24 protein-coding genes are annotated in these 20,684 nt (G+C 66.8%); 13 read left to right on the top strand and 11 right to left on the bottom strand.

The genetic code is table 11. From position 1 onward, the window contains the following. Positions 1-67: 67 nt before the first annotated feature. Together NFE57_RS10400 and NFE57_RS10395 are read left to right on the top strand one after the other, a co-directional pair. Complete coding sequence (locus NFE57_RS10400; protein WP_252135512.1) at positions 68-1,048, top strand: SPFH domain-containing protein; 981 nt, start codon at positions 68-70, stop codon at positions 1,046-1,048. Further along, on the top strand, positions 1,045-1,500 hold the full coding sequence (locus NFE57_RS10395) for an NfeD family protein (protein WP_252135511.1): 456 nt from the start codon (positions 1,045-1,047) through the stop codon (positions 1,498-1,500). Before NFE57_RS10400 ends, NFE57_RS10395 begins: the two co-directional genes overlap by 4 nt. Positions 1,501-1,513: 13 nt before the next feature. On the opposite strand, the gene NFE57_RS10390 is transcribed toward NFE57_RS10395, so the two are convergent. Continuing rightward, a complete protein-coding gene (locus NFE57_RS10390; protein ID WP_252135510.1) occupies positions 1,514-1,822 on the bottom strand; it encodes a hypothetical protein in 309 nt (102 codons plus the stop codon). Positions 1,823-1,893: 71 nt separating this feature from the next. After that, positions 1,894-3,480 carry a phosphoenolpyruvate carboxykinase gene (locus NFE57_RS10385; protein WP_252135607.1) on the bottom strand — a complete coding sequence of 529 codons (1,587 nt, stop codon included), beginning with the start codon at positions 3,478-3,480 and terminating at the stop codon, positions 1,894-1,896. 176 nt (positions 3,481-3,656) lie between these two features. Between NFE57_RS10385 and NFE57_RS10380 the strand changes: the two genes are divergently transcribed. The 8 genes from NFE57_RS10380 to NFE57_RS10345 are packed head-to-tail and all read left to right on the top strand — an operon-like array spanning position 3,657 to position 9,624. Next, a complete protein-coding gene (locus NFE57_RS10380) occupies positions 3,657-4,361 on the top strand; it encodes a response regulator transcription factor (protein ID WP_252135509.1) in 705 nt (234 codons plus the stop codon). After that, positions 4,330-5,895, top strand: a complete 1,566-nt coding sequence (locus NFE57_RS10375; RefSeq protein ID WP_252135508.1) for a sensor histidine kinase — start codon at positions 4,330-4,332, stop codon at positions 5,893-5,895. The genes NFE57_RS10380 and NFE57_RS10375 overlap by 32 nt, the downstream gene beginning before the upstream one ends. 28 nt (positions 5,896-5,923) lie before the next feature. Next, entirely contained in the window at positions 5,924-6,355 is a 432-nt protein-coding gene (locus NFE57_RS10370; RefSeq protein WP_252135507.1) for an HPr kinase/phosphorylase, read from the top strand. Beyond that, positions 6,352-7,269 carry an RNase adapter RapZ gene (rapZ, locus tag NFE57_RS10365; RefSeq protein ID WP_252135506.1) on the top strand — a complete coding sequence of 306 codons (918 nt, stop codon included), beginning with the start codon at positions 6,352-6,354 and terminating at the stop codon, positions 7,267-7,269. The genes NFE57_RS10370 and rapZ overlap by 4 nt, the downstream gene beginning before the upstream one ends. Before the next feature lie 49 nt (positions 7,270-7,318). Then, positions 7,319-7,726, top strand: a complete 408-nt coding sequence (locus tag NFE57_RS10360; RefSeq protein WP_252135505.1) for a PTS sugar transporter subunit IIA — start codon at positions 7,319-7,321, stop codon at positions 7,724-7,726. Further along, complete coding sequence (locus NFE57_RS10355; protein WP_252135504.1) at positions 7,726-7,995, top strand: HPr family phosphocarrier protein; 270 nt, start codon at positions 7,726-7,728, stop codon at positions 7,993-7,995. Before NFE57_RS10360 ends, NFE57_RS10355 begins: the two co-directional genes overlap by 1 nt. Next, positions 7,995-8,795: a TrmH family RNA methyltransferase gene (locus tag NFE57_RS10350; protein ID WP_252135503.1), complete on the top strand. Its 801-nt coding sequence runs from the start codon at positions 7,995-7,997 to the stop codon at positions 8,793-8,795. The genes NFE57_RS10355 and NFE57_RS10350 overlap by 1 nt, the downstream gene beginning before the upstream one ends. A gap of 58 nt (positions 8,796-8,853) precedes the next feature. Next, complete coding sequence (locus tag NFE57_RS10345; RefSeq protein ID WP_252135502.1) at positions 8,854-9,624, top strand: META domain-containing protein; 771 nt, start codon at positions 8,854-8,856, stop codon at positions 9,622-9,624. 26 nt (positions 9,625-9,650) lie between these two features. Here NFE57_RS10345 and NFE57_RS10340 read toward each other — a convergent pair whose 3' ends face one another. Continuing rightward, positions 9,651-11,003, bottom strand: coding sequence for a DNA recombination protein RmuC (locus NFE57_RS10340; protein WP_252135501.1), 1,353 nt, complete (start codon positions 11,001-11,003; stop codon positions 9,651-9,653). Positions 11,004-11,158: 155 nt separating this feature from the next. On the opposite strand from NFE57_RS10340, the gene NFE57_RS10335 reads away from it, so the two are divergent. Beyond that, complete coding sequence (locus NFE57_RS10335; RefSeq protein WP_252135500.1) at positions 11,159-11,635, top strand: hypothetical protein; 477 nt, start codon at positions 11,159-11,161, stop codon at positions 11,633-11,635. Positions 11,636-11,645: 10 nt separating this feature from the next. Here the strand turns inward: NFE57_RS10335 and def are convergent, their stop codons facing one another. Then, positions 11,646-12,185 carry a peptide deformylase gene (def, locus tag NFE57_RS10330; protein ID WP_252135499.1) on the bottom strand — a complete coding sequence of 180 codons (540 nt, stop codon included), beginning with the start codon at positions 12,183-12,185 and terminating at the stop codon, positions 11,646-11,648. A 33-nt stretch (positions 12,186-12,218) separates the two neighbouring features. Further along, positions 12,219-12,815, bottom strand: a complete 597-nt coding sequence (gene recR, locus NFE57_RS10325) for a recombination mediator RecR (RefSeq protein WP_252135498.1) — start codon at positions 12,813-12,815, stop codon at positions 12,219-12,221. A gap of 55 nt (positions 12,816-12,870) precedes the next feature. On the opposite strand from recR, the gene fmt reads away from it, so the two are divergent. Both fmt and truA read left to right on the top strand, forming a co-directional pair. Further along, a complete protein-coding gene (fmt, locus tag NFE57_RS10320; protein WP_252135497.1) occupies positions 12,871-13,770 on the top strand; it encodes a methionyl-tRNA formyltransferase in 900 nt (299 codons plus the stop codon). Further along, on the top strand, positions 13,767-14,507 hold the full coding sequence (gene truA, locus NFE57_RS10315) for a tRNA pseudouridine(38-40) synthase TruA (RefSeq protein ID WP_252135496.1): 741 nt from the start codon (positions 13,767-13,769) through the stop codon (positions 14,505-14,507). Before fmt ends, truA begins: the two co-directional genes overlap by 4 nt. Here the strand turns inward: truA and NFE57_RS10310 are convergent. From NFE57_RS10310 to NFE57_RS10285, 6 genes are read right to left on the bottom strand one after another with little or no spacing between them, the layout of a single operon-like run. Then, positions 14,498-15,691 (bottom strand): class I SAM-dependent RNA methyltransferase, encoded by a 1,194-nt coding sequence (locus tag NFE57_RS10310; RefSeq protein ID WP_252135495.1) that lies wholly within the window; start codon positions 15,689-15,691, stop codon positions 14,498-14,500. The genes truA and NFE57_RS10310 overlap by 10 nt on opposite strands. Next, entirely contained in the window at positions 15,688-17,070 is a 1,383-nt protein-coding gene (locus NFE57_RS10305; RefSeq protein ID WP_252135494.1) for an NAD(P)H-hydrate dehydratase, read from the bottom strand. Before NFE57_RS10305 ends, NFE57_RS10310 begins: the two co-directional genes overlap by 4 nt. After that, the gene (locus NFE57_RS10300; protein WP_252135493.1) at positions 17,067-17,399 is read right to left on the bottom strand and encodes a hypothetical protein; all 333 of its coding nucleotides are present in this window, start codon (positions 17,397-17,399) and stop codon (positions 17,067-17,069) included. The genes NFE57_RS10305 and NFE57_RS10300 overlap by 4 nt, the downstream gene beginning before the upstream one ends. A gap of 46 nt (positions 17,400-17,445) precedes the next feature. Further along, positions 17,446-19,167: a dihydroxy-acid dehydratase gene (gene ilvD, locus NFE57_RS10295; RefSeq protein WP_252135492.1), complete on the bottom strand. Its 1,722-nt coding sequence runs from the start codon at positions 19,165-19,167 to the stop codon at positions 17,446-17,448. A gap of 30 nt (positions 19,168-19,197) precedes the next feature. Further along, entirely contained in the window at positions 19,198-19,905 is a 708-nt protein-coding gene (locus NFE57_RS10290) for an N-formylglutamate amidohydrolase (RefSeq protein WP_252135491.1), read from the bottom strand. Beyond that, a complete protein-coding gene (locus NFE57_RS10285; RefSeq protein WP_252135490.1) occupies positions 19,902-20,627 on the bottom strand; it encodes an enoyl-CoA hydratase/isomerase family protein in 726 nt (241 codons plus the stop codon). Before NFE57_RS10285 ends, NFE57_RS10290 begins: the two co-directional genes overlap by 4 nt. Positions 20,628-20,684: the final 57 nt, after the last annotated feature.

Here is a 20,684-nt window from a genome sequence, read left to right as displayed (position 1 = left end):
GGCTGTGCTAGTCTGCCCTTATGGCCGGCAGTTGCGCCGGTCCGGCTGTTATGTCCGGGGGATGACGATGGGTTTGCTCGCTGCCGCGCTGGTGCTGGTCCTGGTGCTCTTTTATCTCATGTCGAGCGTTAAAATCGTGCGCCAAGGCTTTCAATATACGATCGAACACTTTGGCCGCTTCACCGCGGTCGCACCCCCGGGGTTCAATTTCTACCCCGCCTTTTTCTATCGTGTCGGCCGCAAGGTGAACATGATGGAACAGGTGCTCGATATTCCCGGGCAGGAAATCATCACCAAGGACAACGCGATGGTCGCGGTCGATGCCGTGGTGTTCTTCCAGGTGCTCGACGCGGCCAAGGCGGCGTATGAAGTCTCCGATCTGTTCGTCGGCATCATGCAGCTTTCGACCACCAATCTCAGGACCGTGATGGGGTCGATGGACCTCGACGAGACCTTGTCGAAGCGCGACGAGATCAACGTGCGGCTCCTGAACGTGGTCGATCACGCGACCAATCCATGGGGTGTCAAGATCACGCGAGTCGAGATCAAGGACATCCGCCCGCCGGTCGATATCGTCAACGCGATGGCGCGCCAGATGAAAGCCGAGCGTGAAAAGCGCGCCAATATCCTCGATGCCGAGGGCGCGCGCGCTAGCGCGATCCTGCGCGCCGAGGGCGAGAAGCAATCGAAGATCCTCGAGGCCGAAGGCCGGCGCGAAGCGGTGTTCCGCGATTCGGAGGCGCGCGAGCGGGCCGCCGAAGCCGAAGCGCAGGCGACCAAGGTCGTCTCGGATGCGATCGCGGGCGGCGGCACGCAGGCGATCAACTATTTCGTCGCGCAGAAATATGTCGAAGCGATCGGCAAGTTCGCGACCTCACCCAACGCCAAAACGATCCTGTTCCCGGTCGAGGCGACGCAGTTGATCGGCACGCTGGGCGGAATCGGTGAACTCGCGAAGGACGCGCTCGCCAATCAGGCGCCCGCGACACCCCCCGTGCCGGCGCCAGCATCGCGCAAACGCGGGCCGTTCGAACCCGGCGCGCAATGACGCTGGACGCGCTGCTCGGTGAGGCGGGATGGCTGTGGCTGATCCTTGCGGTGGGGCTCGGCATCGCCGAACTGATGGTGCCGGGGGTGTTCCTGATCTTCCTCGCGATCGCGGCGGCGATCACCGGCGTCGCAACGCTGGTGCTCGCTGATCTGTCGCCGGTCGCCCAGTTCGCATCGTTCGGGATCTGGGCCGCGGTCGCCGTGCTGATCGGTAAGCGCTGGTATCGCGATTATCCGGTCGAATCGTCCGATCCGCTGCTCAACGATCGCGTCGCGCGGTTGATCGGTGAAATCGTGGTGGTGACCGACGCGATCGAAAACGGCGCGGGCCGGGTGCGTGTCGGTGACGGAAGCTGGCCCGCGCACGGTCCCGATACCGCGGTCGGGCGCCGCGTGCGGGTGACCGGGGTCGACGGCAGCGCCCTCCTTACCGAGCCCGCCGACGACTGACCCCCGGTTTTCGTCAGCGCTTCAGGAAGCCGGAAACGAGACCGCCCAGACCACCGGCAGCGCCCTCGCCGCCCAACAGCCCGGCAAAGCGCCCGAGCGCGCCCTCGCCGCCGATCTGCTCGACGATCTGGCGTAGTGAGTCGGCCGACAGGCCGGTCGCCGCGGCGGCCTGTTCGGCGGTATCGCCGGGCTGCGGATGCGCCTGTGCCAGCGCGGCCACCGCCTGCTCTACCTGCGCGGGATCGAGCCCGACCTTCGCAGCGAGGTTGGCGATGTCGACATTGTCGGTGATCTGGCTCAGCAGCCCGTCAAGTAAGCCCATGCGTCGTCTCCTGCGATGATCGCCCTGCCTATCATGCTTCCACCGGTCGCGCGATGCGGCGTGTCCGGTTTCTATCCGACGACCGCCACCCGCGGCGCCGCGCGGCGCACGCCGTCGTCGACATGCTCGGCGAACGGCGCGAAATTCTCGACGAACAGATCGGCCAGCCGCGCCGCCATGCTGTCATAGGCATGGGGGCTGGCCCAGGTCCGGCGCGGATCGAGGATCGTGCTATCGACCCCCTCGACCGCGACCGGCACCTCGAAGCCGAAATTGGGATCGGTGCGGAAGTCCGCAGCGTGAAGGTTGCCGTCGAGCGCGGCCTTGAGCAAGGCGCGCGTCACCTTGATCGGCATCCGGCTGCCCTCGCCATAGCGCCCGCCGGTCCAGCCGGTATTGATCAGCCAGCAATCGACATTGCCGCGCGCGATCCGCTCTTTCAGGAGATTGCCGTAGACCGAAGGGTGGCGCGGCATGAACGGCGCACCAAAGCACGTCGAAAAGGTTGCCTGCGGCTCGGTGACCCCCATTTCGGTACCCGCGACCTTGGCGGTATAGCCCGACAGGAAATGGTACATCGCCTGATCGGGGGTCAGCCGCGCGATCGGCGGCAGCACGCCGAACGCATCGGCGGTCAGCATCACGACATTGCGCGGCACCGGCCCCATATTGTCGGCGCTGGCATTGGGGATGAAATCGATCGGATAGGCCCCGCGCGAATTTTCCGCGAGCCGCGCGTCGTCGAAATCGAGCGTCCGCGACACCGGGTCCATCACGACATTTTCGAGCACGGTGCCGAACCGTTTGGTGGTCGCGAAAATCTCGGGCTCGGCCTCTTCGGAAAGCCGGATCATCTTGGCGTAGCAACCGCCTTCAAAATTGAACACCGCAGTATCGGACCAGCCATGTTCGTCGTCGCCGATCAAGGTGCGGCTGGCATCGGCCGACAGCGTCGTCTTGCCCGTCCCCGACAGCCCGAAAAACACCGCCGTATCGCCTTTGGGGCCGATATTGGCCGAACAATGCATCGGCATGATGCCCTTGGGCGGCAGCAGATAGTTGAGCAGGCCGAACACCGATTTCTTCATCTCGCCGGCATAAGCGGTGCCGCCGATCAGGATCAGTCGGTCGGTCAGATTGACCGCAATCACGGTCTCGCTGCGGCAGCCGTGGCGTGCCGGATCGGCGCGGAAACTGGGCAGATCGATGATCGTGTAATCGGGCACGAAACCGCGCAATGCCTCGGCCTCGGGGCGCACCAGCATCGTGCGGATGAACAGGCTGTGCCACGCCAGTTCGGTGATGACGCGCACGCCGACGCGATGTTCGGGCTGCGATCCACCGTACAGATCCTGGACGAACAGATCCTGTTTCGCGCCGAGCGCGGTCAGAAAATCGGCCTTGAGCGCGGCGAAATGGTCGGGCGTCATCGGCTGGTTGGATTCCCCCCACCAGATCGTATCGGTGGTCCCGGCGTCGCGGACGGTGAATTTATCGCGCGCCGAACGGCCGGTGTGGCGCCCGGTCGCGACGACCAGCGGGCCATCGGCGGCAAGATGCCCCTCCCCGCGCCGGACCGCCTCCTCGACCAGCGGCGCGGTCTGCAAATTCCAGTATAATCGTGCATCCGTGCGGATACCCTGGGCATCAAAGCCCATCAGCGGCGTGCGCTCCACGGTTCCGTTCTCCCACATTGCCGGTGCGCTCTGTCGTCGCATCCGATACCAATTTACCTTCGCGCTTATCGGGCGGGTTGACCCACGTCAAACGCCCGAGTTGAGCAATCGGCCCGATTGCCCTAGGCGATTCGCTCACAGCACGGAGACGCCCGCGCATGGCTGCCACGATCGCGCTGGTCGACGATGATCGGAATATCCTCACCTCGGTATCAATTGCGCTGCAGGCAGAAGGATTCCTGACCCGGGTCTATTCGGATGGCGAAGCGGCGCTGAAGGCGCTGATCGAGAATCCGGCGGATCTCGCGGTGCTCGATATCAAGATGCCCCGGATGGACGGGCTCGAACTGCTGCGCCGCCTGCGCGAGAAGGTGACCACGCCGGTCATTTTCCTCACCTCGAAGGATGACGAGCTCGATGAGGCGCTCGGGCTGGCGATGGGCGCCGACGATTATATCGCCAAGCCGTTTTCGCAGCGGCTGCTGATCGCGCGGATCAGGGCGATCCTGCGCCGGACGGAGCTTGCGCAGGGCGTCACCGAGGGCGAGGCGGAAACCGCGGAAATCCTTGTACGCGGACGGCTGTCGATGGATCCGCCGCGCCACCGGGTGACCTGGAACGACAAGCCCGTGACGCTGACGGTCACCGAATTCCTGATCCTCGAAACGCTCGCGCAACGCCCCGGCATCGTCAAAACGCGCAACCAGTTGATGGATGCGGCCTATCACGACGACATCTATGTCGACGACCGCACGATCGACAGCCACATCAAGCGGATTCGCCGCAAATTCCGTCAATTCGATCCCGAATTCGACGCAATCGAAACATTGTATGGCGCCGGTTACCGATTCTCCGAGGAGTGACGATCGCGACCTTGCGCTCCGCTGGTCGGGTCGGGTCTCGCTCACGCCGCGCATCCTTGCCGTCAATATCTTCGCGCTGGCCTTGCTGGCGGGCGGGTTCTTCTACCTCGATTCGTATCGCAGCCGGATCGAGGACAGTCGCGTCGATCAGGCCGCGCGCGAGGTGCGCCTCGTTGCCGAGGCGCTCGCCGATGCCGCGCCCGAGCGCCGCGACCGGCTGTTGCTCCGGCTCGCGCGCGATACCGGTGCCCGCATCCGCCTGTACGACGATGCGGGCACCGAAATCGCCGACAGCCGCGCGCTCGGGCTCAAGAATTTCCGGCTGGTCGATCCCGACAAGGAACCCTGGCAACAGAATGCCGCGCGCTTTCTCGACGCGGTGATCGACACCGTCGTCGGCGCCACGCGCGCGCCGCTCTATCGCGAGCATAAGGCGGGCTACGACTGGCCCGATGTCCGCACCGCCCACGCGACGCGGACGATGCCGACGACGGTATGGCGCGCGCCCGATCGGACGCCGGTCATCACCGCGGCCGCCGCGCTGCCCAATGGCGGCACGGTGATGACCACCGTCAACGCGCGCGACATCACGCAGACGGTGCGTGTCGAACGCTATCGGCTGAGCGTGGTGCTCGGCATCGTCACGTTCGTTTCGGTGCTGCTGTCGCTGTTCCTCGCGCGAACGATCGTGCGACCGCTCGGGCGGCTGGCGCGTGCAGCGATTCGCGTCCGACTGGGGCGTGCGCGCGAAGTTGTCGTCCCCCGGCTGCCCTCGCGCCGCGACGAGATCGGCCTGCTCGCCCGTGCGCTGTCGGATATGAGCCAGGCGTTGCGCGCGCGGATCGACGCGACCGAAGCGTTCGCCGCCGACGTCACCCACGAACTCAAGAACCCACTCGCGTCGCTGCGCTCGGCCGCCGAGAGTCTTGCGACCGTCGACGATCCCGACCTGCGGGCGCGGCTGCTCGGCATCGTGCGCGACGACATCCATCGGCTCGACCGGCTGATCACCGATATTTCGGATGCGTCGCGGCTCGACGCGCAGTTGAGCCGGGCCAAATTCGATCCGATCGATATCGGCGCGCTGATCGGCGCGCTGCTCGACGCGCGCACCAATCGCGGGGTCGAGCGGGGTATCCGCATTGCCTATGATACGCCCGACACCGGATCGCTGATCGTGATGGGTGACGGCGCCCGGCTCGAACGCGTGTTCGAGAATCTGATCGACAATGCGATTTCCTTCTCGCCCGACGATGGCCTGATCGCGCTGTCGATCGTCCGCGAGGATGATACGCTCGTGGTGCGCGTCGAGGATGAAGGCCCCGGCGTTCCCGAGGAGGCCCGCGACGCGATTTTCCGCCGTTTCCAGTCGATTCGCCCCGAAGGCGAGGCGTTCGGGACGCATTCGGGGCTGGGCCTCGCCATTGCGCGCACCATCGTCGAGGGGCATCAGGGAAGGATCGCGGTCGAATCGCGCGACGACCGGCTGAGCGGTGCACGGTTCGTGGTGCGGCTGCCGCGCGCCGACTCGTGATGGGCGTTGGCTTGATGAGGGATTGGATATGGCAATTGTCTCGTCGGAAACGCTCCATGCCTCCTGCGTTGCCGTTCACGGCCGTGCGGTGCTGATCGAAGGCCCGTCGGGCAGCGGCAAATCCGATCTCGCGCTGCGCCTGATCGATCGTGGCGCGCAACTCGTGGCCGACGATTACACGATCCTCACGCGCGAAAACGGCACGCTCAAGGCCTCGCCCCCCGCGACGATCGCCGGGCAGATCGAGGTACGCGCGCTCGGCATCGTCGACATGCCGCATGTCGATCGCGCCCCGGTGGCGTTGCTGGTGCGGCTGGTCGAGCGCCCCGAACGGATGCCCGCCGACGACAGCGACCGTCTGATCGCGGGGATCGTCGTTCCCGAAATCGCGCTCAATGCACACGAAGCATCGGCACCGATCAAGGTCGAACTCGCGCTGGCGCGGCAGGGCACAGCATGAAGCATGTGCCGAAGGAGATCCTGCTGGTCACCGGCATGTCGGGCGCGGGCAAATCGACCGTGCTCAAGACGCTGGAAGATCTGGGGTGGGAGGTCGTCGACAATCTGCCGCTGGTGCTGCTCGATCGTTTGCTGTCGGCGCCGCCCGCCAAGGATGCCGAAAGCGATTCGCGGCCGCTCGCGCTCGGGATCGGCACCCGCACGCGCGATTTCGATCCCCAGCGCATCGTCGAGCGGATCAAGGCACTGCGCGAGCGGCACGGGTACGACATCGGCACGCTGTTCCTCGATTGTCCGGGGCAGGAACTCGAACGGCGCTATGACGAGACCCGCCGTCGTCACCCGCTGGCGCCCGATCGCCCGGCGAGCGACGGGATCTGGCGCGAACGCGAGCTGCTGGCGCCGCTCAGACGCTGGGCGAACCGGTTGATCGACACCGGCGATCTCGCGCCCAACGAACTCAAGCAGCAGATCCGCAAGACCTTCGCGCGCGACGGGCTCGATCAGCCGACGCTCTCGGTCATGTCGTTCGGTTATTCGCGCGGCATCCCCCGCAACGCCGATCTGGTGTTCGACATGCGTTTCCTGCGCAACCCGCATTGGGTCGATGCGCTGCGCCCCGGCACCGGGCTCGACGCCGATGTCAGCGCGTACATTGCCGCCGATCCCGCTTATGAAGAAGCGATGACACGGATCGAATCGCTGCTGGCGTTGCTGCTCCCGCGCTATCGGGCCGAGGGCAAGGCCTATGTCACGATCGCGTTCGGGTGTACCGGCGGGAGACACCGATCGGTCCATGTCGCCGAACGCTTCGCCGCGTGGTTGCACGCGGAAGGATTTTCGCCCACGGTCTCGCATCGCGATCTTGGAACCGCGCCGCAGGACACGCTGGAGGATGCCGCGACCGGCGCGTGAGCAGAGGGCGCTTGATGAAATTCGGGCAGTTTCGGGAAGTATCAGCATCATGATTGGCCTCGTCATCGTCACGCATGGGCGGCTCGCGGAAGAGTTCGTCACCGCGATGGAGCACGTTGTCGGCAAGCAGGAACGAATCGGGACGATCTGCATCGGCCCCGAAGACGACATGGAGATACGCCGCGCAGACATCGCCGCGGCGATCGCTGCGGCCGATACCGGCAGCGGGGTGATCGTGCTGACCGACCTGTTCGGCGGCACCCCCTCCAACCTCGCCATCTCGTTGATGGAAGCGGGCCGGGTGGAAGTGATCGCGGGCGTCAACCTGCCGATGCTGATCCGGCTCGAAGGCGCGCGCAAGGTGATGAAGGTCGCCGACGCCGTCGCCGCTGCGCGCGAGGCCGGGCGCAAATATATCTCGGTCGCTTCCGAAGTGCTGGGCGAGGCGATCGCCTGATGCAGGCCGAATCGGTGGTCGACATCACCAACAAGCGTGGCCTGCACGCGCGGGCGAGCGCCAAGTTCGTGACCCTGGCCGCGACGCTGCCGTGCGAGGTATCGGTGTCGAAGGACGGGACGCCGGTGACGGGCACCTCGATCATGGGGCTGATGATGCTCGGCGCGGCGATGGGCGATTCGATCACGATCAGCGCGACGGGCGTGGGCGCGGAAGAAACCGTCGCCGCGCTGGTCCGGCTGGTCGAGGACAAGTTCGGCGAGGAATAATGCCCCGTGAGATCACCGCTTATTCCAACCCGCTGATCAAGCGGGTCCGCACGCTGCGCGATAAGAAACATCGCCGCGACGAAGGGCTGTTCCTCGCCGAAGGGCTGCGCATCCTGACCGAGGCCCGCGAGACCGGGCGGCTTCCCGAAATGCTGTTCTTCGCCCGCCAGAGCGCGGGGCACCCACTCGTCGAGGCGCTTGTCGAAGCGGTGGAATCGGCGGGCGGCGACGTGATCGAGACGACGCCCGACATCCTCTCCAAGCTCTCGGGCAAAGATAATCCGCAGGCGGTGGTGGGCGTGTTCGCCGAATTTCTGACCCCGCTCGATACGATCGACCGCACCATTGCGCCGCTCTGGCTGGTCGCCGAAAAACTGCGCGATCCGGGCAATCTCGGCACGATCCTGCGCACCGGCGATGCGGTTGGTGCGGGCGGGCTGATCCTGATCGACGATTGCGTCGATCCGTTCTCGGTCGAGGCGGTGCGGGCGAGCATGGGCGCCTTGTTCACGATCCCGATCGTCAAGGCGCGGTGGGAGGATTTCCTCCTTTGGCTGCGCGCCGGGCCCGGCCAGCTCGTCGGGCTCAGCCTCGACACCGATCACGATTATCGCGCCGCGCGCTATACCGCCCCCACCTTCCTGCTGACGGGGAACGAGGCGCAAGGCCTGCCCGAAACCTATGAGGCCGCGTGCGATCTGCTGGTCAAGCTGCCGATGCTCGGCAAGGCCGACAGCCTCAACGCGGCGGTGGCCACCGCGGTGATGGCGTATGAGGTTCTCGCCCAACATCGCGGCTGAGGCGCAACCTCCGGTTCATGTCGATCGTTGCACCCCGACAATGAAGGAGATCACATCAATGCGCCGTTCCATCATCATGCTCATGGGGGCCGCCGGATTGGCGGGCTGTGTCATGGATCAAGCCCCTGCCCCCGATCGGCCCGGCCCGCCGCCGCGCCCGCGGCCGCCGGCAAGCGATAGCTACCGCGCGATCGGCACCGAGCCCGGCTGGGCGCTGACGATCGGATCGCGCACGATGCGGTACGAAGGCGATTACGGGCAGAATGTCGTCGAGGTCCCTACCCCCGAGCCACGCACCACGACCAACGGTCGGCGCTACCAGACGCGCCAACTCACGGTCGATATCACGCGTACCCCGTGCAGCGACGGGATGAGCGATCGGCGCTATCCCGATACGGTGCGTGTCACCACGCGGCGCGGCACCGTGCGCGGTTGCGGCGGCATCGGCAACGATCGGCCGGATCGGCCGGGGCCCGGCGGTCCGGGTCGACCCGGCGCCGGCCTCTCCGGCACCAGCTGGACGATCGACGCGATCGATGGCCGGCAGGTGCGGCTCGATCGTCCCGCCACGGTCGAATTCACCCGCGAGGGACGGATTCAGGGCAGCGCCGGCTGCAATCGCTTCAACGGTGAATATCAGGAGCGGCGCGATACGTTGCTGACCGGCAAGCTCGCGGTGACCAGGATGATGTGCCAGGGCAATGCGATGACGGTCGAAAACCGCTTCCTCAAGATCCTCGACGGCCCGGTAACCACGCAGCAGCGCGGCCAGACCCTCACGCTGAGCAGTCGCGAAGGATCGGTGACGTTGCGCAAGACGTCGCGGTAAAAACGCGTCGGCCTCGGGGTGGTGGGTTATTCCGCCGCCCCCGCGTCGATCTCGGGCACCGCGGCGAGCTTGGTCAGCGGGCGCGGTGACTGTTCGACCACCGGCAGCGCGTCGATCGCCTTGCCTGCGGTATCGATATTGAGCGTTTCGAAGCGCTTGGCGCTCGTCATGACCTGCGATTCGAGGCTGCCGACGAACGCGTTGTAGGCGCCCATCGCGGTTTCGAGATTCTTCCCCAGTCGCGAGACATGCCCCCCCATCACCGCCAGCCGCGCGTGGAGTTCCTTGCCCAGCGCCGCGATCTCGCGCGCCTCGCCGGCAAGCTTCTCCTGCCGCCAGACCGCCGCCACCGTGCGCGCGATCGCGATCAGATTGGTCGGCGTCGCGATCAGCACGCGGCGATCGAAGGCATAGTCCCAAAGATCGGGCGCGGAATCGAGCGCCGCCGAGAGAAAATGCTCGCCGGGCACGAACATGATGACATAATCTGGCGTATCCTCGAACTGCGTCTGATACGCCTTGGCGCCGAGCGCGTTGATATGCGTCTTCATCGAGGCGACATGCGCCGCCATATGGCTCGCGCGCTCGGTCTCGTCGACCGCGCCGTACGCGTCCTGATAGGCGTTGAGCGACACCTTGGCATCGATCACCAGGCTCTTGCCGCCGGGGATGCGCACGATCGCATCGGGGCGCAGCCGCCCGCCGTCGCTCGCAACGCTCACTTCCATCTCGAAATCGGTGTGCTCGGCAAGCCCGCACGTCTCGAGCACGTTGCGCAATTGCTGCTCGCCCCAGCGCCCGCGCGCCTTGGGGGCCGAGCGGAGTGCGTTGACGAGCTTCGCCGCCTCGCCACGCACCGATTCCTGCCCGATCCGCATCGCATCGATTAGGCCGGTGAGGTTGCCATACGCTTCCTTGCGCTCGGTCTCGACCTTGGCGACATTCTCCTCATAGCGTTTGAGCGTATGCTCGACCGGCTGGAGCAGCGCCTTCAGCTTGGCCTCGTTCGATTCGCCGGCTTGCGCGAACCGTTGCTGCGCGCGTTCGAGGAAGCTGGCCTGCGCTTCGCCGAGCAGCTTGTTGGCGACCTCGGCGAATTGTGACGCCATGAGGTCTTTCGCTTCCTTCAACTCGGCCAGCCGTGCCTCGAAGGCGCGCGCATCGGCCTTGAGCGTGGCCAGATCGGTGCGCGCGGCATCGCGGTCGTCACGCAACACGGCCAGTTCGGCGCGCAGTCCATCGGCGGCCTTGGCGCGTTCCTCTGCACCCGCAAGATCGGTGATCGCCTTGCGGAACTCCTCGGTCCGGGCATCGCGTTCGGCCCGCGCCGCGGTCGTTCCGCGGTTGCCCACGAACCAGCCGAGTACGAGCCCGACCATCAGAAAAACCGAGAACAAAAGGGCAGTAACCAGGTCCAAATCGGCTCTCCAGCGATGGAACGAAGCGCGAACCTACCGTTCGGGCGCGCAGCCGACAAGGGGAACCTCCTCCGGCCGTGCACCGTTGGCGTCACCCAGCGTAAGGGAGATTGCCGATGCGTACCGCGCTCCTCGCCACCGGGCTGTGCCTCGCCGCGTGCCAGCAGGCACCGCAAACCGCCAACGAAACGCAGGTCGGCGACGTGGCCTTCACCGAGGTCGCCCCCGATGAGGGCACCCTGCCCCCGCACGACAGCGCAAATATCGCCGCGTCGACCTCCGCGGGCAGTCTGCCACCAGCAGACTCCCCATATCGCTACGTCGGCCGCTGGGCGGCGACGCAACAGGCCTGCGATTCGGGCGCGTGGCGGTTCGAGGAACGCCGCCTCACCACCGCGGGCGAAGTCTCGTGCAGCTTCGACAGCGTCGTGAAGGCGCCCGGCGGTTACGATATCGCCGCGACCTGCCAGGCCGAGGGCCATCGCGCGCCCGACAAGATCAAGCTTCGCTTCGCCGAATCGGCACGGGCCATGCTTGTCAGTTCAGGAATGTGGGACGGCGTCGGGCTGACCTATTGCGGACCGGCCGGTTAAACTCAGGCGCTTACGCAGCGTTCTTGCGCATCTTGGTGAGTTTCTTGACCACCATGTCGCGCTTGAGCCGCGAGAGATGGTCGATGAACAGCACGCCGTTCAGATGGTCGATCTCGTGCTGCATGCACGTCGCCATCAGCCCGTCGAATTCCTGCTCGTGCGCCGCGCCGTCGCGATCGAGCCATTTGACGCGGCAGCGCGCGGGGCGCTCGACCTCGGCATATTGCTCGGGGATCGACAGGCAGCCCTCATTATAGACCGACACGTCGTCGCTCACCCACAGAAGCTCGGGGTTGACGAATGCCTGCGGGTCGCGAACCGGCTCGCTTTCCTTGCCTTCTTCGTCGCTCTCGCGTTCCTGGAGATCGATGACGAGCACCCGCTGCTCGATCCCGAGCTGGGTCGCGGCAAGGCCGATCCCCCGCGCGTCGTACATCGTGTCGAACATGTCATCGATCAGCGTGCGGACGGCATCGTCCACCTGCGCGACGGGCTTCGCCACGGCACGCAGCCGCGGATCGGGGATTTCGAGGATATCGAGCACGGCCATGATTCGGTCAGCTAGGTTGCGCGCGCGCTAACGTCAAGCGACAGGACGTCGCGCCCGGAGCGCCTGCGCCAGCGTGCCTTCGTCGAGATAATCGAGTTCGCCGCCCACTGGCAGGCCATGCGCCAATTGAGTGACGCGCACCGGAAACCGCTCGATCCGTTCGGCGATATAATGCGCGGTGGTCTGGCCCTCGAGCGTGGCGTTCATCGCCAGCACGACCTCGTCGATTCCTCCTGCCTCGATCCGGCGGACGAGCGCATCGATCGTCAGATCCTCGGGCCGCACGCCTTCGAGCGCCGAGAGCCGACCGCCCAGCACATGGAATTTGCCGGGAAACAGCCGCGAGCGTTCGAGCGCCCAAAGGTCGGCGACATCCTCGACCACGCACAATGCGCGCGCATCGCGGCGCGGATCGGCGCACACCCCGCACGGATCGACCGTATCGACATTGCCGCAGACCGCACAGGTCGCGAGCCGCTGATCGACCGCCTCCAACGCCGCCCGCAACGGCTCGAGCGCGGTGGCGCGCTTCTTGAGCAGGTGCAAAACGGCGCGCCGGGCCGATCGGGGGCCAAGCCCGGGAAGCCGCGCGAGCGCTTGCGTCAACGCCTCGATTTCTGGGGATGCCATAAGCACGCTAGATAAGGGCTTGCGCCCGCCCCTGCCAAGCGGCGACAGGACTGTCATGCGGATCATTTTCATGGGAACGCCCGATTTCGCGGTACCGGTGCTCGACGCGCTGGTCGCGGCAGGGCACGACATCGTCGCGGCCTACACCCAGCCACCCCGACGCGCGGGGCGCGGCAAGAAGCTGGTGCCCTCGCCCGTCGCGGCACGCGCCACCGCGCTCGGGGTCGCCGTACGTTCGCCGATCTCCCTGAAAGCAAGCGAAGAACAGGCCGCGCTGGCCGCGCTCAATGCCGATGTCGCGGTGGTCGCGGCCTATGGGCTGATCCTGCCGCAGGCGGTGCTCGATGCGCCGCGCCACGGCTGCCTCAACGTCCATGCCTCGCTGTTGCCGCGTTGGCGCGGCGCCGCGCCGATCCAGCGCGCGATCCTTGCCGGCGATGCCGAAACCGGGGTCGGGATCATGCAGATGGCGGCCGGGCTCGATACCGGGCCGGTGCGGCTTGAGGGGCGCACTCCGATTCAGGGCAAGACCGCGGGCGCCCTTACCGAGGAACTCAGCGCGATGGGCGCGACGCTGATGGTTGAGGTGCTGCGCGATCTCGACGCATATCCCGCGCATCCACAGGCCGAGGGCGGCATCACCTACGCCGCCAAGATCGACAAGGCCGAGACGCGACTCGATTTCGCGCAACCAGCGGTACAAGTCGAACGACAGATCCGCGCGTTCAACCCACCGGGGGCGTGGTTCGACCATGGCGGCGAACGCATCCGCGTGCTCGCGGCGGCGATGGCCGACGGCACCGGCGCACCGGGCATGGTGATCGATGGCGAACTGACGATCGCCTGTGCCACCGCCGCGATCGAACCGATCCTCGTCCAGCGCGCGGGCCGCGGCGTGATGAGCGCCGATGAACTGCTGCGCGGCTTCGCTATCCCTGTCGGCACGAATCTGTGACGCGATTCGCGCTCACGATCGAATATGACGGCGCGCCCTTCATGGGCTGGCAACGTCAGACGCATGGCCCCAGCGTCCAGCAGACGATCGAGGACGCGGCGCACACGATCACGCAAGAGGATGTGGTGGTGCACGCCGCGGGGCGCACCGACGCCGGGGTTCATGCGCTGGGGATGCGCGCCCATCTCGATATCGCGCGCGCCTTCACGCCGTTTCGGCTGATGGAGGCGCTCAATTCGGTGATGCGCCCCGCGCCGGTCGCGATCCTCGGCTGTGACATCGTGCCCGACGATTGGCACGCGCGCTTCTCGTGCATCGCGCGGCATTATCAATATCGCATCGTCACTCGCCGCGCGCCATTGACCTTCGACAAGCGATTGGCCTGGCGCATCCCCGTCGCGCTCGATTGTCGCGCGATGCAAGCAGGCGCCGCCAAGCTGCTGGGCCGACACGATTTCACGACCTTCCGCTCGGCGCATTGCCAGGCCAACAGCCCGTTGCGGACGCTCGATCGGCTCGACGTGCGTCAGGATGGTGACACGATCGAGATCCATGTGTCGGCACGTTCGTTTCTCCACCATCAGGTGCGCTCGATGGTCGGCTGTCTCGCGCTGGTCGGTGAAGGCAAGTGGACCCCCGATGATATCGCCGCCGCGCTCGCCGCACGCGACCGCACCGCGCTGGGGCTCAACGCGCCCCCCGATGGGCTATACTTCGTCCGCGCCGATTATCCCTGACGGCTGAGCCTCGCCGCCAGTTCGACATGCGTCGACCAACGGAACTGCCCGACCGGTTGGACCCAATCCAGCTCATAGCCGCCCTCGACCATTTCCTTGGCGTCGCGCGCGAAGGTACTGGGATTGCACGAGACATAAGCGATTCTCGGTGCCGTGGATCGCGCGATCATACTTGCCTGATCGCGCGCGCCCGCACGCGGCGGATCGAGCACCACCGCCTCGAACCGGCCGAGTTCGTCGGCGGTCAGCGGACGGCGATACAGATCGCGATGCTCGACGAACACCAGGCGCTGCGCCCGCGCGGCGGCCGCCTTGAGCCCCAAACTGGCGTCGCGCGCGGCTTCGGCGGCGTATACCTTGCCGGGGATCGACAGCGCAAAGGTGCCGAGGCCCGCGAACAGGTCAGCCGTCGTCGCGGCAGGCCCAATCGCCTCGCGCACCGCCGCGATCAGCGCCGCCTCGCCCTCGGGCGTCGCCTGCAGAAAGGCGGCGGGCGGGAACGGCACTGGCACGCCGCCGAGCGTGATCGTCACCGGATCGGGTTCCCAACGCGTTTCGGGGCCGTATCCGCTGTCGATCGCCAGACGTGCGAGGCTGTGGCGCTCGGCAAAGGCGGTGAGCCCCTCGGCGGCGGCCAGCCCCTCGGCGGTGACGCCGTCGATCAACACCTCGATCCCCTGATCGGTGCGCGTGAGCGTCAGATTGGCGCGGCGCGCCTTGGGCAGGATCGCCGCGAGCAACCCACGCAACGGCTGGACGAGCGCGAACAGGTCGGGCGCGAGCACCCGGCATTGGTCGATATCGACCAGCGCATGGCTGCGCGCCTCGGTGAAACCGATCCAGATCTGGCGCCCGCGCCTCTCGGCGTGGAGCGCGGCGCGGCGGCGGCTATGATCGGGTGACAGCAGCGGCGGCCGGATCTCGGCTCTGAGGCCGTGCGCGGCCAGTGCCCCCTCGATCCGCTCGACCAGATAGCGCGCATAGCTCGCATCATCGAGATGCTGGAGCTGGCACCCCCCGCAGCGCGGATAATGTTGGCACGGCGGCGTCTGGTGATGCGGCCCCGCAATCACCTGGCCGGTCGGTGTCACCCTGTCGCCCGGCGCGGCAAACGGCACCGCGCGGCCGCTCTCGGTCATGCCGTCGCCGCGCGCGGCAACGCGCACGATCGCTTCGTCGGTCACAAGGATGCTCTCGATTCGGTCAACATGATCGCGAGATCGTCGGCAATGAAGGCCGCACCAAGGCGCCGCGCGGCATCGGCGTGCAGCCATACCCCCGCCGCGGCCGCGTCGAACGGCGCCATACCGCCGGCCAGCAGCGCCGCGATCGCCCCGGCCAGCACGTCGCCAGTGCCCGCGGTCGACAACCATGGATTGGCGGCGGGCGCGATGCAGGCGCGGGCGTCGGGCGCCGCGATCACGGTATCGGCGCCCTTGAACACCACGACCGCGCCAATGTCACGCGCGGCGTCACGCGCACGCTCGACCTTGCTGCCCGCGCCGTTGCCGAACAAGGCGTCGAACTCCCCGGCATGGGGGGTAAGGATCACCGGCACCCCGCGTTGCTTGAGATCGGCTTTCCGGTCTTGCAACAAATGCAGCGCATCGCCGTCGATCACCAGCGCGTGCGGCGTAGCGAGTACGCGATCAAACCGTCGCACGGCTTCGCCACCCCGGCCAAGCCCCGGCCCGATCAACAATGCCCCGATCCGACCGTCGGCAAGCGCTTCATCGTCGAACGGCCTGTGGACCAGCGCATGTGGCCCGCCCCCCTCGCCGCCGATCAGCGCGACATAGCCCGCGCCGACGCGCATCGCTGCTTCGCCCGCCAGCAATGATGCCCCCGCCATCGCGCCACCGACCACCGCGACCATCCCGCGCGTATATTTATGCGAATCGTGGTCTGGTATCCGCAGGGAAGGCTTTTCAAGCACATGCAGCGCACTATTCGCATCGATTCCGATATTGAGCACGCGTATCCTGCCGCAATGCCGTGCGGCGGGCTGGAGCAAATGCGCCGGCTTGGGAGCACCAAGCGCGAGTGTCACATCGGCCACCGGAACATCGCCCAACACGCGCGCATTATCGGTGGTGACCCCGCTCGGCAGATCGACCGCGACCGATAGCCGCGCCGCCGCCGCCAGCGTGCATAGCCGCGCGGCGAGCGCCGGATCGAGGGGACGCTTGAGCCCGGTTCCGAACAAGGCATCGACCAGCACCGGCGCGGGCACGGCCGCGGCGATCGGCACCACCGTGCCGGACCATGCCGCCCTCGCCTGTCGCGCTGCATCGGTTGCCGGGTCGGCGCTCGCGGCCACCTGCACGTCCAACCCCATCCCGGCGAGATGGCGCGCGGCGACATAGCCATCGCCGCCGTTGTTGCCCGGCCCGCACAGGATGAGCACGCGCCCGCGCGACCCCAGCCGCGCCACCGCGCCCGCCACCGCGCGCCCCGCGCGCTCCATCAATGCCGCCACCGAATCGCCCGCGTCGATCACCCGCTGCTCGGCCGCGCGCATCTCTGCTGCGGTGAGTACGGAGAGACCGGCAAGCGGCGTCATGATGTGGCGGGCAAGCGATAGCGGTCGCCGCCGATCATGACCTCGATCTGGTTGCCGGCGAGCGCTGTAACCCCGGCCGCTTCGGCGCCATCGGCGGCCGTGATGCTGCCATCTTCGCCGATACTCAGTCTGTGAAAGCCGCCGTCGGGATTGCGGACGACAAGGACATCGCCCTCCCGCTCCAGCGTGCAGACCGTGCTGAACCCGGCCGCACCTTCGGGCGCGCAAGCGATGTGATTGCCGCTCGCCGCGCCGGATGCACCGGTTTCGGCAGGCTGCGGCGCCGGCGAGTCGGGCGCCGCCTGCCCGCACCCGCCCAGCGCGAACACTATAGCTGCCCCCGCCCCCAACAGCGGAGAAATGCGATCTCTGCCTTCAGATATCCGCGTAGACATGGGTTTCGGCTCGGGCTCCCGGATGGGTGACCGCGCCTTTATAGGCCGGGCCGACATTCTGCGCATAGCGCCACAATGCCCCCGATCCGTAATCGTTGGTCCGCGCCTGCCAGCGCGTGCGGCGCTCGGCGAGCACGTCGTCGGCGACCTGGAGGTCGATCACCCCCTCGGTCGCGTCGATCAGGATGATGTCGCCATCCTCGACCAGCGCGATCGGGCCGCCATCGGCCGCCTCGGGGCCGACATGGCCGATGCAGAAGCCGCGCGTGCCGCCCGAAAAACGGCCATCGGTGATAAGCGCGACCTTCTCGCCCATCCCCTGCCCGTACAGTGCCGCGGTGGTCGCGAGCATCTCGCGCATCCCCGGGCCACCCTTGGGGCCTTCGTAACGGATCACGATCACCGACCCCTCGGCAATCTCGCGATTCTCAACCGCCTCGAACGCTTCTTCCTCGCAATCGAACACCCGCGCCGGCCCCTCGAAGCGCAGCCGATGCATGCCCGCGACCTTCACAATCGCGCCGTCGGGCGCCAGCGTGCCGCGAAGCCCCACGACCCCGCCGGTCGGCGTGATCGGGGTCTTGGCGTCGCGGATCACCTTCTGGTCGGGGTTCCACGTCACCTGATCGATATTCTCACCCAGCGTCTTGCCGGTGACGGTCATGCAATTGCCGTCGAGTAGTCCTTCGGCGAGCATCGTCTTCATCAGCATGTAGACGCCGCCCGCCTCGTACATGTCCTTGGCGACATATCTGCCACCCGGTTTCAAGTCGGCGATATAAGGCGTTGATTTGAATATCTCGGCGACGTCGAACAGATCGAACTCGATCCCCACTTCGCTCGCCATCGCGGGCAGATGGAGCGCCGCGTTGGTCGAGCCGCCGGTGGCCGCGACGATCCGGGCGGCATTCTCGAATGCCGCGCGCGTGCAGATGTCGCGCGGGCGCAGATTGCGCGCGACCAGTTCCATCACCTGCTCGCCCGCCGCTACCGCGAGCGCCGCGCGATCGGCATAGGGCGCAGGCATCATATTGGAATTGGGCAGCGACAGCCCGATTGCCTCGCCCACGCACGCCATCGTGTTGGCGGTATATTGGCCGCCGCACGCACCCGCGCCGGGGCACGCGACCTTTTCGAGCGCGATCAGTTCCTGCAACGGACACCCGCCTGCGGCATGCCGGCCAACCGCCTCGAACACGTCGATCACGGTCACGTCTTCGCCCTTGAAATGGCCCGGCAGGATCGAGCCGCCATAGACGAAGATCGACGGCACGTTGAGCCGCAGCATCGCCATCATCATGCCGGGCAGCGATTTGTCGCACCCCGCAAAGGTGACGAGCGCGTCGTAGCAATGCCCGCGCACCGAAAGCTCGACCGAATCGGCGATCACTTCGCGGCTCACCAGCGAGGCCTTCATCCCCTGATGGCCCATCGCGATCCCGTCGGTGACGGTGATGGTGTTGAACCGACGCGGCAGTCCACCGCCCGCGAACACGCCCGCCCGCGCGGCGTCGGCCTGCATATCGAGCGTGATATTGCACGGCGCGCTGTCGTTTCCGGCGCTCACCAATCCGACGAAAGGCTTGGCGATATCTTCCTCGGGAATGCCCATCGCGTAATAATAGCTACGCTGCGGCGCACGTTCGGGGCCGACCGACACATAGCGGCTCGGCAAGCGGGATTTATCGAATTGACGGGTCATGGCGACAGCCTATTTCCCGAACGCGCTGTCCTACGCAACCCTGTTACGCGTTTCGGCGATAATTTCGCTCAGGATTTGGGTCCATCGCCACACCCCGGCAGCGTCTGAAATCAGATCGTTACGCACTTCGATCGCCAGATAGGGCAACCCGCGCGCCTCGCCGTGCCGGTTGAGCGTCGCGTTGAGCAATTTGCCCGAATACGGCTCGTTATCGCCGATCTCGAGTCGTCGCGCGCGCAGCAGGTCGATCGCGACCCGCGCCGCGCGATCGTCCGCATTATAGAGAATCCCCGCCTCCCAATGCCGCGGCGCGCCACCCTGTTCGAGCTGCGGGGTGAAGCTGTGGATCGAGGCCAGCAATCTGGGCGCCCTGGCGTCGATCAGCCGCGCGAGCGCCTCGTGATAGGGGCGGTGGAACCGGTCGATCCGCTCGTCGCGATCGGCCGCTCTATTGCCCGGAATGGCGTGCCCGTCGCTCGCGGTCGGGATCAGCGCGGGGTGATCGGGCTCGCGATGCAGATCGATCACGAGGCGCGACACCGTGGCGAGGATCGCCGGCGCATCGAGTCGTTCGGCCAGCGCGCGGGTCAGCGGCTCGGCGCCGATATCGACCGCGATGTGGAGATCGAGCAAGTCTGGGGCGATGCCGAGCGTAATGCCTTCAGGCACCACGTTCGAGGCATGATCGCACAGCAACAGGATATCGGCATCGCCATCGAGGATCGTCGGCTGGCTCATGAGCGGCTCCGGGTGAAATGGGCAAAAGCCGCCGCGAAAGCATCGCCCTCAAATGCGGCGTCGAACGCGGCGGTGTGTTCGGGATCGGCCGGGTCGGCAAGCACACGCTTCAGGTCGCGCACCGCCTGTGGCGCATGACACGCGATCCGATCGGCAAGCGCCCGCGCGGCGATGGCGGCATCGGGCGCGCGCAGGTCGGCAAGGCCGATCGCACGGGCCTCGTCGGCCTCCACCGCATCGGCCGAAAACAGCATCCGGCTCGCCTGCCCTTTGCCGATATGGGCGATCAGCCGCGCGACATCCTTGGCCGGATAGCCGATGCCCAGCTTGGCCGGTGTCACGGCAAAACGCGCGCCATCGCCCGCCACCCGAATGTCGCACGCCAGCGCCAGCGCGACCGCCGCGCCAAAGCACGCGCCGTCGACAACCGCGATCACCGGCATCGGCGCGCGCGCGACCGCCTCTATCCCCACGCGCATCGCCACCCGAAAGCGCTCGCGCGCCGCCGGATCGGTCTGCAACGCGCCGAATTCGGTGATGTCGGCCCCCGCCGAGAAGATGCCGTCGACCGCCGAGGTGAGCAGCACAACCCGCGTCGTATCGGGCAATGCCGCCACGGCGTCGGCCAGCGCGTGCCACGCCGTGATCGCAATCGCATTACGCGCGGCGGGCCGGTCGAGCACGATTGTCGCGATCGGGCCATCAAATATGGTTCGGATCATGATGCCGCTGTTGCCGGAGATGCGCGCGAAAGTCACGGGCACCGAAACGGCTGCGGC

The sequence above is a fragment of the Hephaestia sp. MAHUQ-44 genome, from assembly GCF_023806085.1.
Classification (GTDB): Bacteria; Pseudomonadota; Alphaproteobacteria; order Sphingomonadales; family Sphingomonadaceae; genus Sphingomonas.
The sequence above is the reverse complement of the archived record's forward strand: the minus strand, read 5'-3'. Positions and strand labels throughout refer to the sequence as shown.

Bases quoted from the DNA above. Each gene is read 5' to 3' on its own strand.
- NFE57_RS10400 (WP_252135512.1), top strand. From the start codon at position 68: ATGGGTTTGCTCGCTGCCGCGCTGGTGCTGGTCCTGGTGCTCTTTTAT.
- NFE57_RS10395 (WP_252135511.1), top strand. From the start codon at position 1,045: ATGACGCTGGACGCGCTGCTCGGTGAGGCGGGATGGCTGTGGCTGATC.
- NFE57_RS10390 (WP_252135510.1), bottom strand. From the start codon at position 1,822: ATGGGCTTACTTGACGGGCTGCTGAGCCAGATCACCGACAATGTCGAC.
- NFE57_RS10385 (WP_252135607.1), bottom strand. From the start codon at position 3,480: ATGGGCTTTGATGCCCAGGGTATCCGCACGGATGCACGATTATACTGG.
- NFE57_RS10380 (WP_252135509.1), top strand. From the start codon at position 3,657: ATGGCTGCCACGATCGCGCTGGTCGACGATGATCGGAATATCCTCACC.
- NFE57_RS10375 (WP_252135508.1), top strand. From the start codon at position 4,330: ATGGCGCCGGTTACCGATTCTCCGAGGAGTGACGATCGCGACCTTGCG.
- NFE57_RS10370 (WP_252135507.1), top strand. From the start codon at position 5,924: ATGGCAATTGTCTCGTCGGAAACGCTCCATGCCTCCTGCGTTGCCGTT.
- rapZ (WP_252135506.1), top strand. From the start codon at position 6,352: ATGAAGCATGTGCCGAAGGAGATCCTGCTGGTCACCGGCATGTCGGGC.
- NFE57_RS10360 (WP_252135505.1), top strand. From the start codon at position 7,319: ATGATTGGCCTCGTCATCGTCACGCATGGGCGGCTCGCGGAAGAGTTC.
- NFE57_RS10355 (WP_252135504.1), top strand. From the start codon at position 7,726: ATGCAGGCCGAATCGGTGGTCGACATCACCAACAAGCGTGGCCTGCAC.
- NFE57_RS10350 (WP_252135503.1), top strand. From the start codon at position 7,995: ATGCCCCGTGAGATCACCGCTTATTCCAACCCGCTGATCAAGCGGGTC.
- NFE57_RS10345 (WP_252135502.1), top strand. From the start codon at position 8,854: ATGCGCCGTTCCATCATCATGCTCATGGGGGCCGCCGGATTGGCGGGC.
- NFE57_RS10340 (WP_252135501.1), bottom strand. From the start codon at position 11,003: ATGGTCGGGCTCGTACTCGGCTGGTTCGTGGGCAACCGCGGAACGACC.
- NFE57_RS10335 (WP_252135500.1), top strand. From the start codon at position 11,159: ATGCGTACCGCGCTCCTCGCCACCGGGCTGTGCCTCGCCGCGTGCCAG.
- def (WP_252135499.1), bottom strand. From the start codon at position 12,185: ATGGCCGTGCTCGATATCCTCGAAATCCCCGATCCGCGGCTGCGTGCC.
- recR (WP_252135498.1), bottom strand. From the start codon at position 12,815: ATGGCATCCCCAGAAATCGAGGCGTTGACGCAAGCGCTCGCGCGGCTT.
- fmt (WP_252135497.1), top strand. From the start codon at position 12,871: ATGCGGATCATTTTCATGGGAACGCCCGATTTCGCGGTACCGGTGCTC.
- NFE57_RS10305 (WP_252135494.1), bottom strand. From the start codon at position 17,070: ATGACGCCGCTTGCCGGTCTCTCCGTACTCACCGCAGCAGAGATGCGC.
- ilvD (WP_252135492.1), bottom strand. From the start codon at position 19,167: ATGACCCGTCAATTCGATAAATCCCGCTTGCCGAGCCGCTATGTGTCG.
- NFE57_RS10290 (WP_252135491.1), bottom strand. From the start codon at position 19,905: ATGAGCCAGCCGACGATCCTCGATGGCGATGCCGATATCCTGTTGCTG.
- NFE57_RS10285 (WP_252135490.1), bottom strand. From the start codon at position 20,627: ATGATCCGAACCATATTTGATGGCCCGATCGCGACAATCGTGCTCGAC.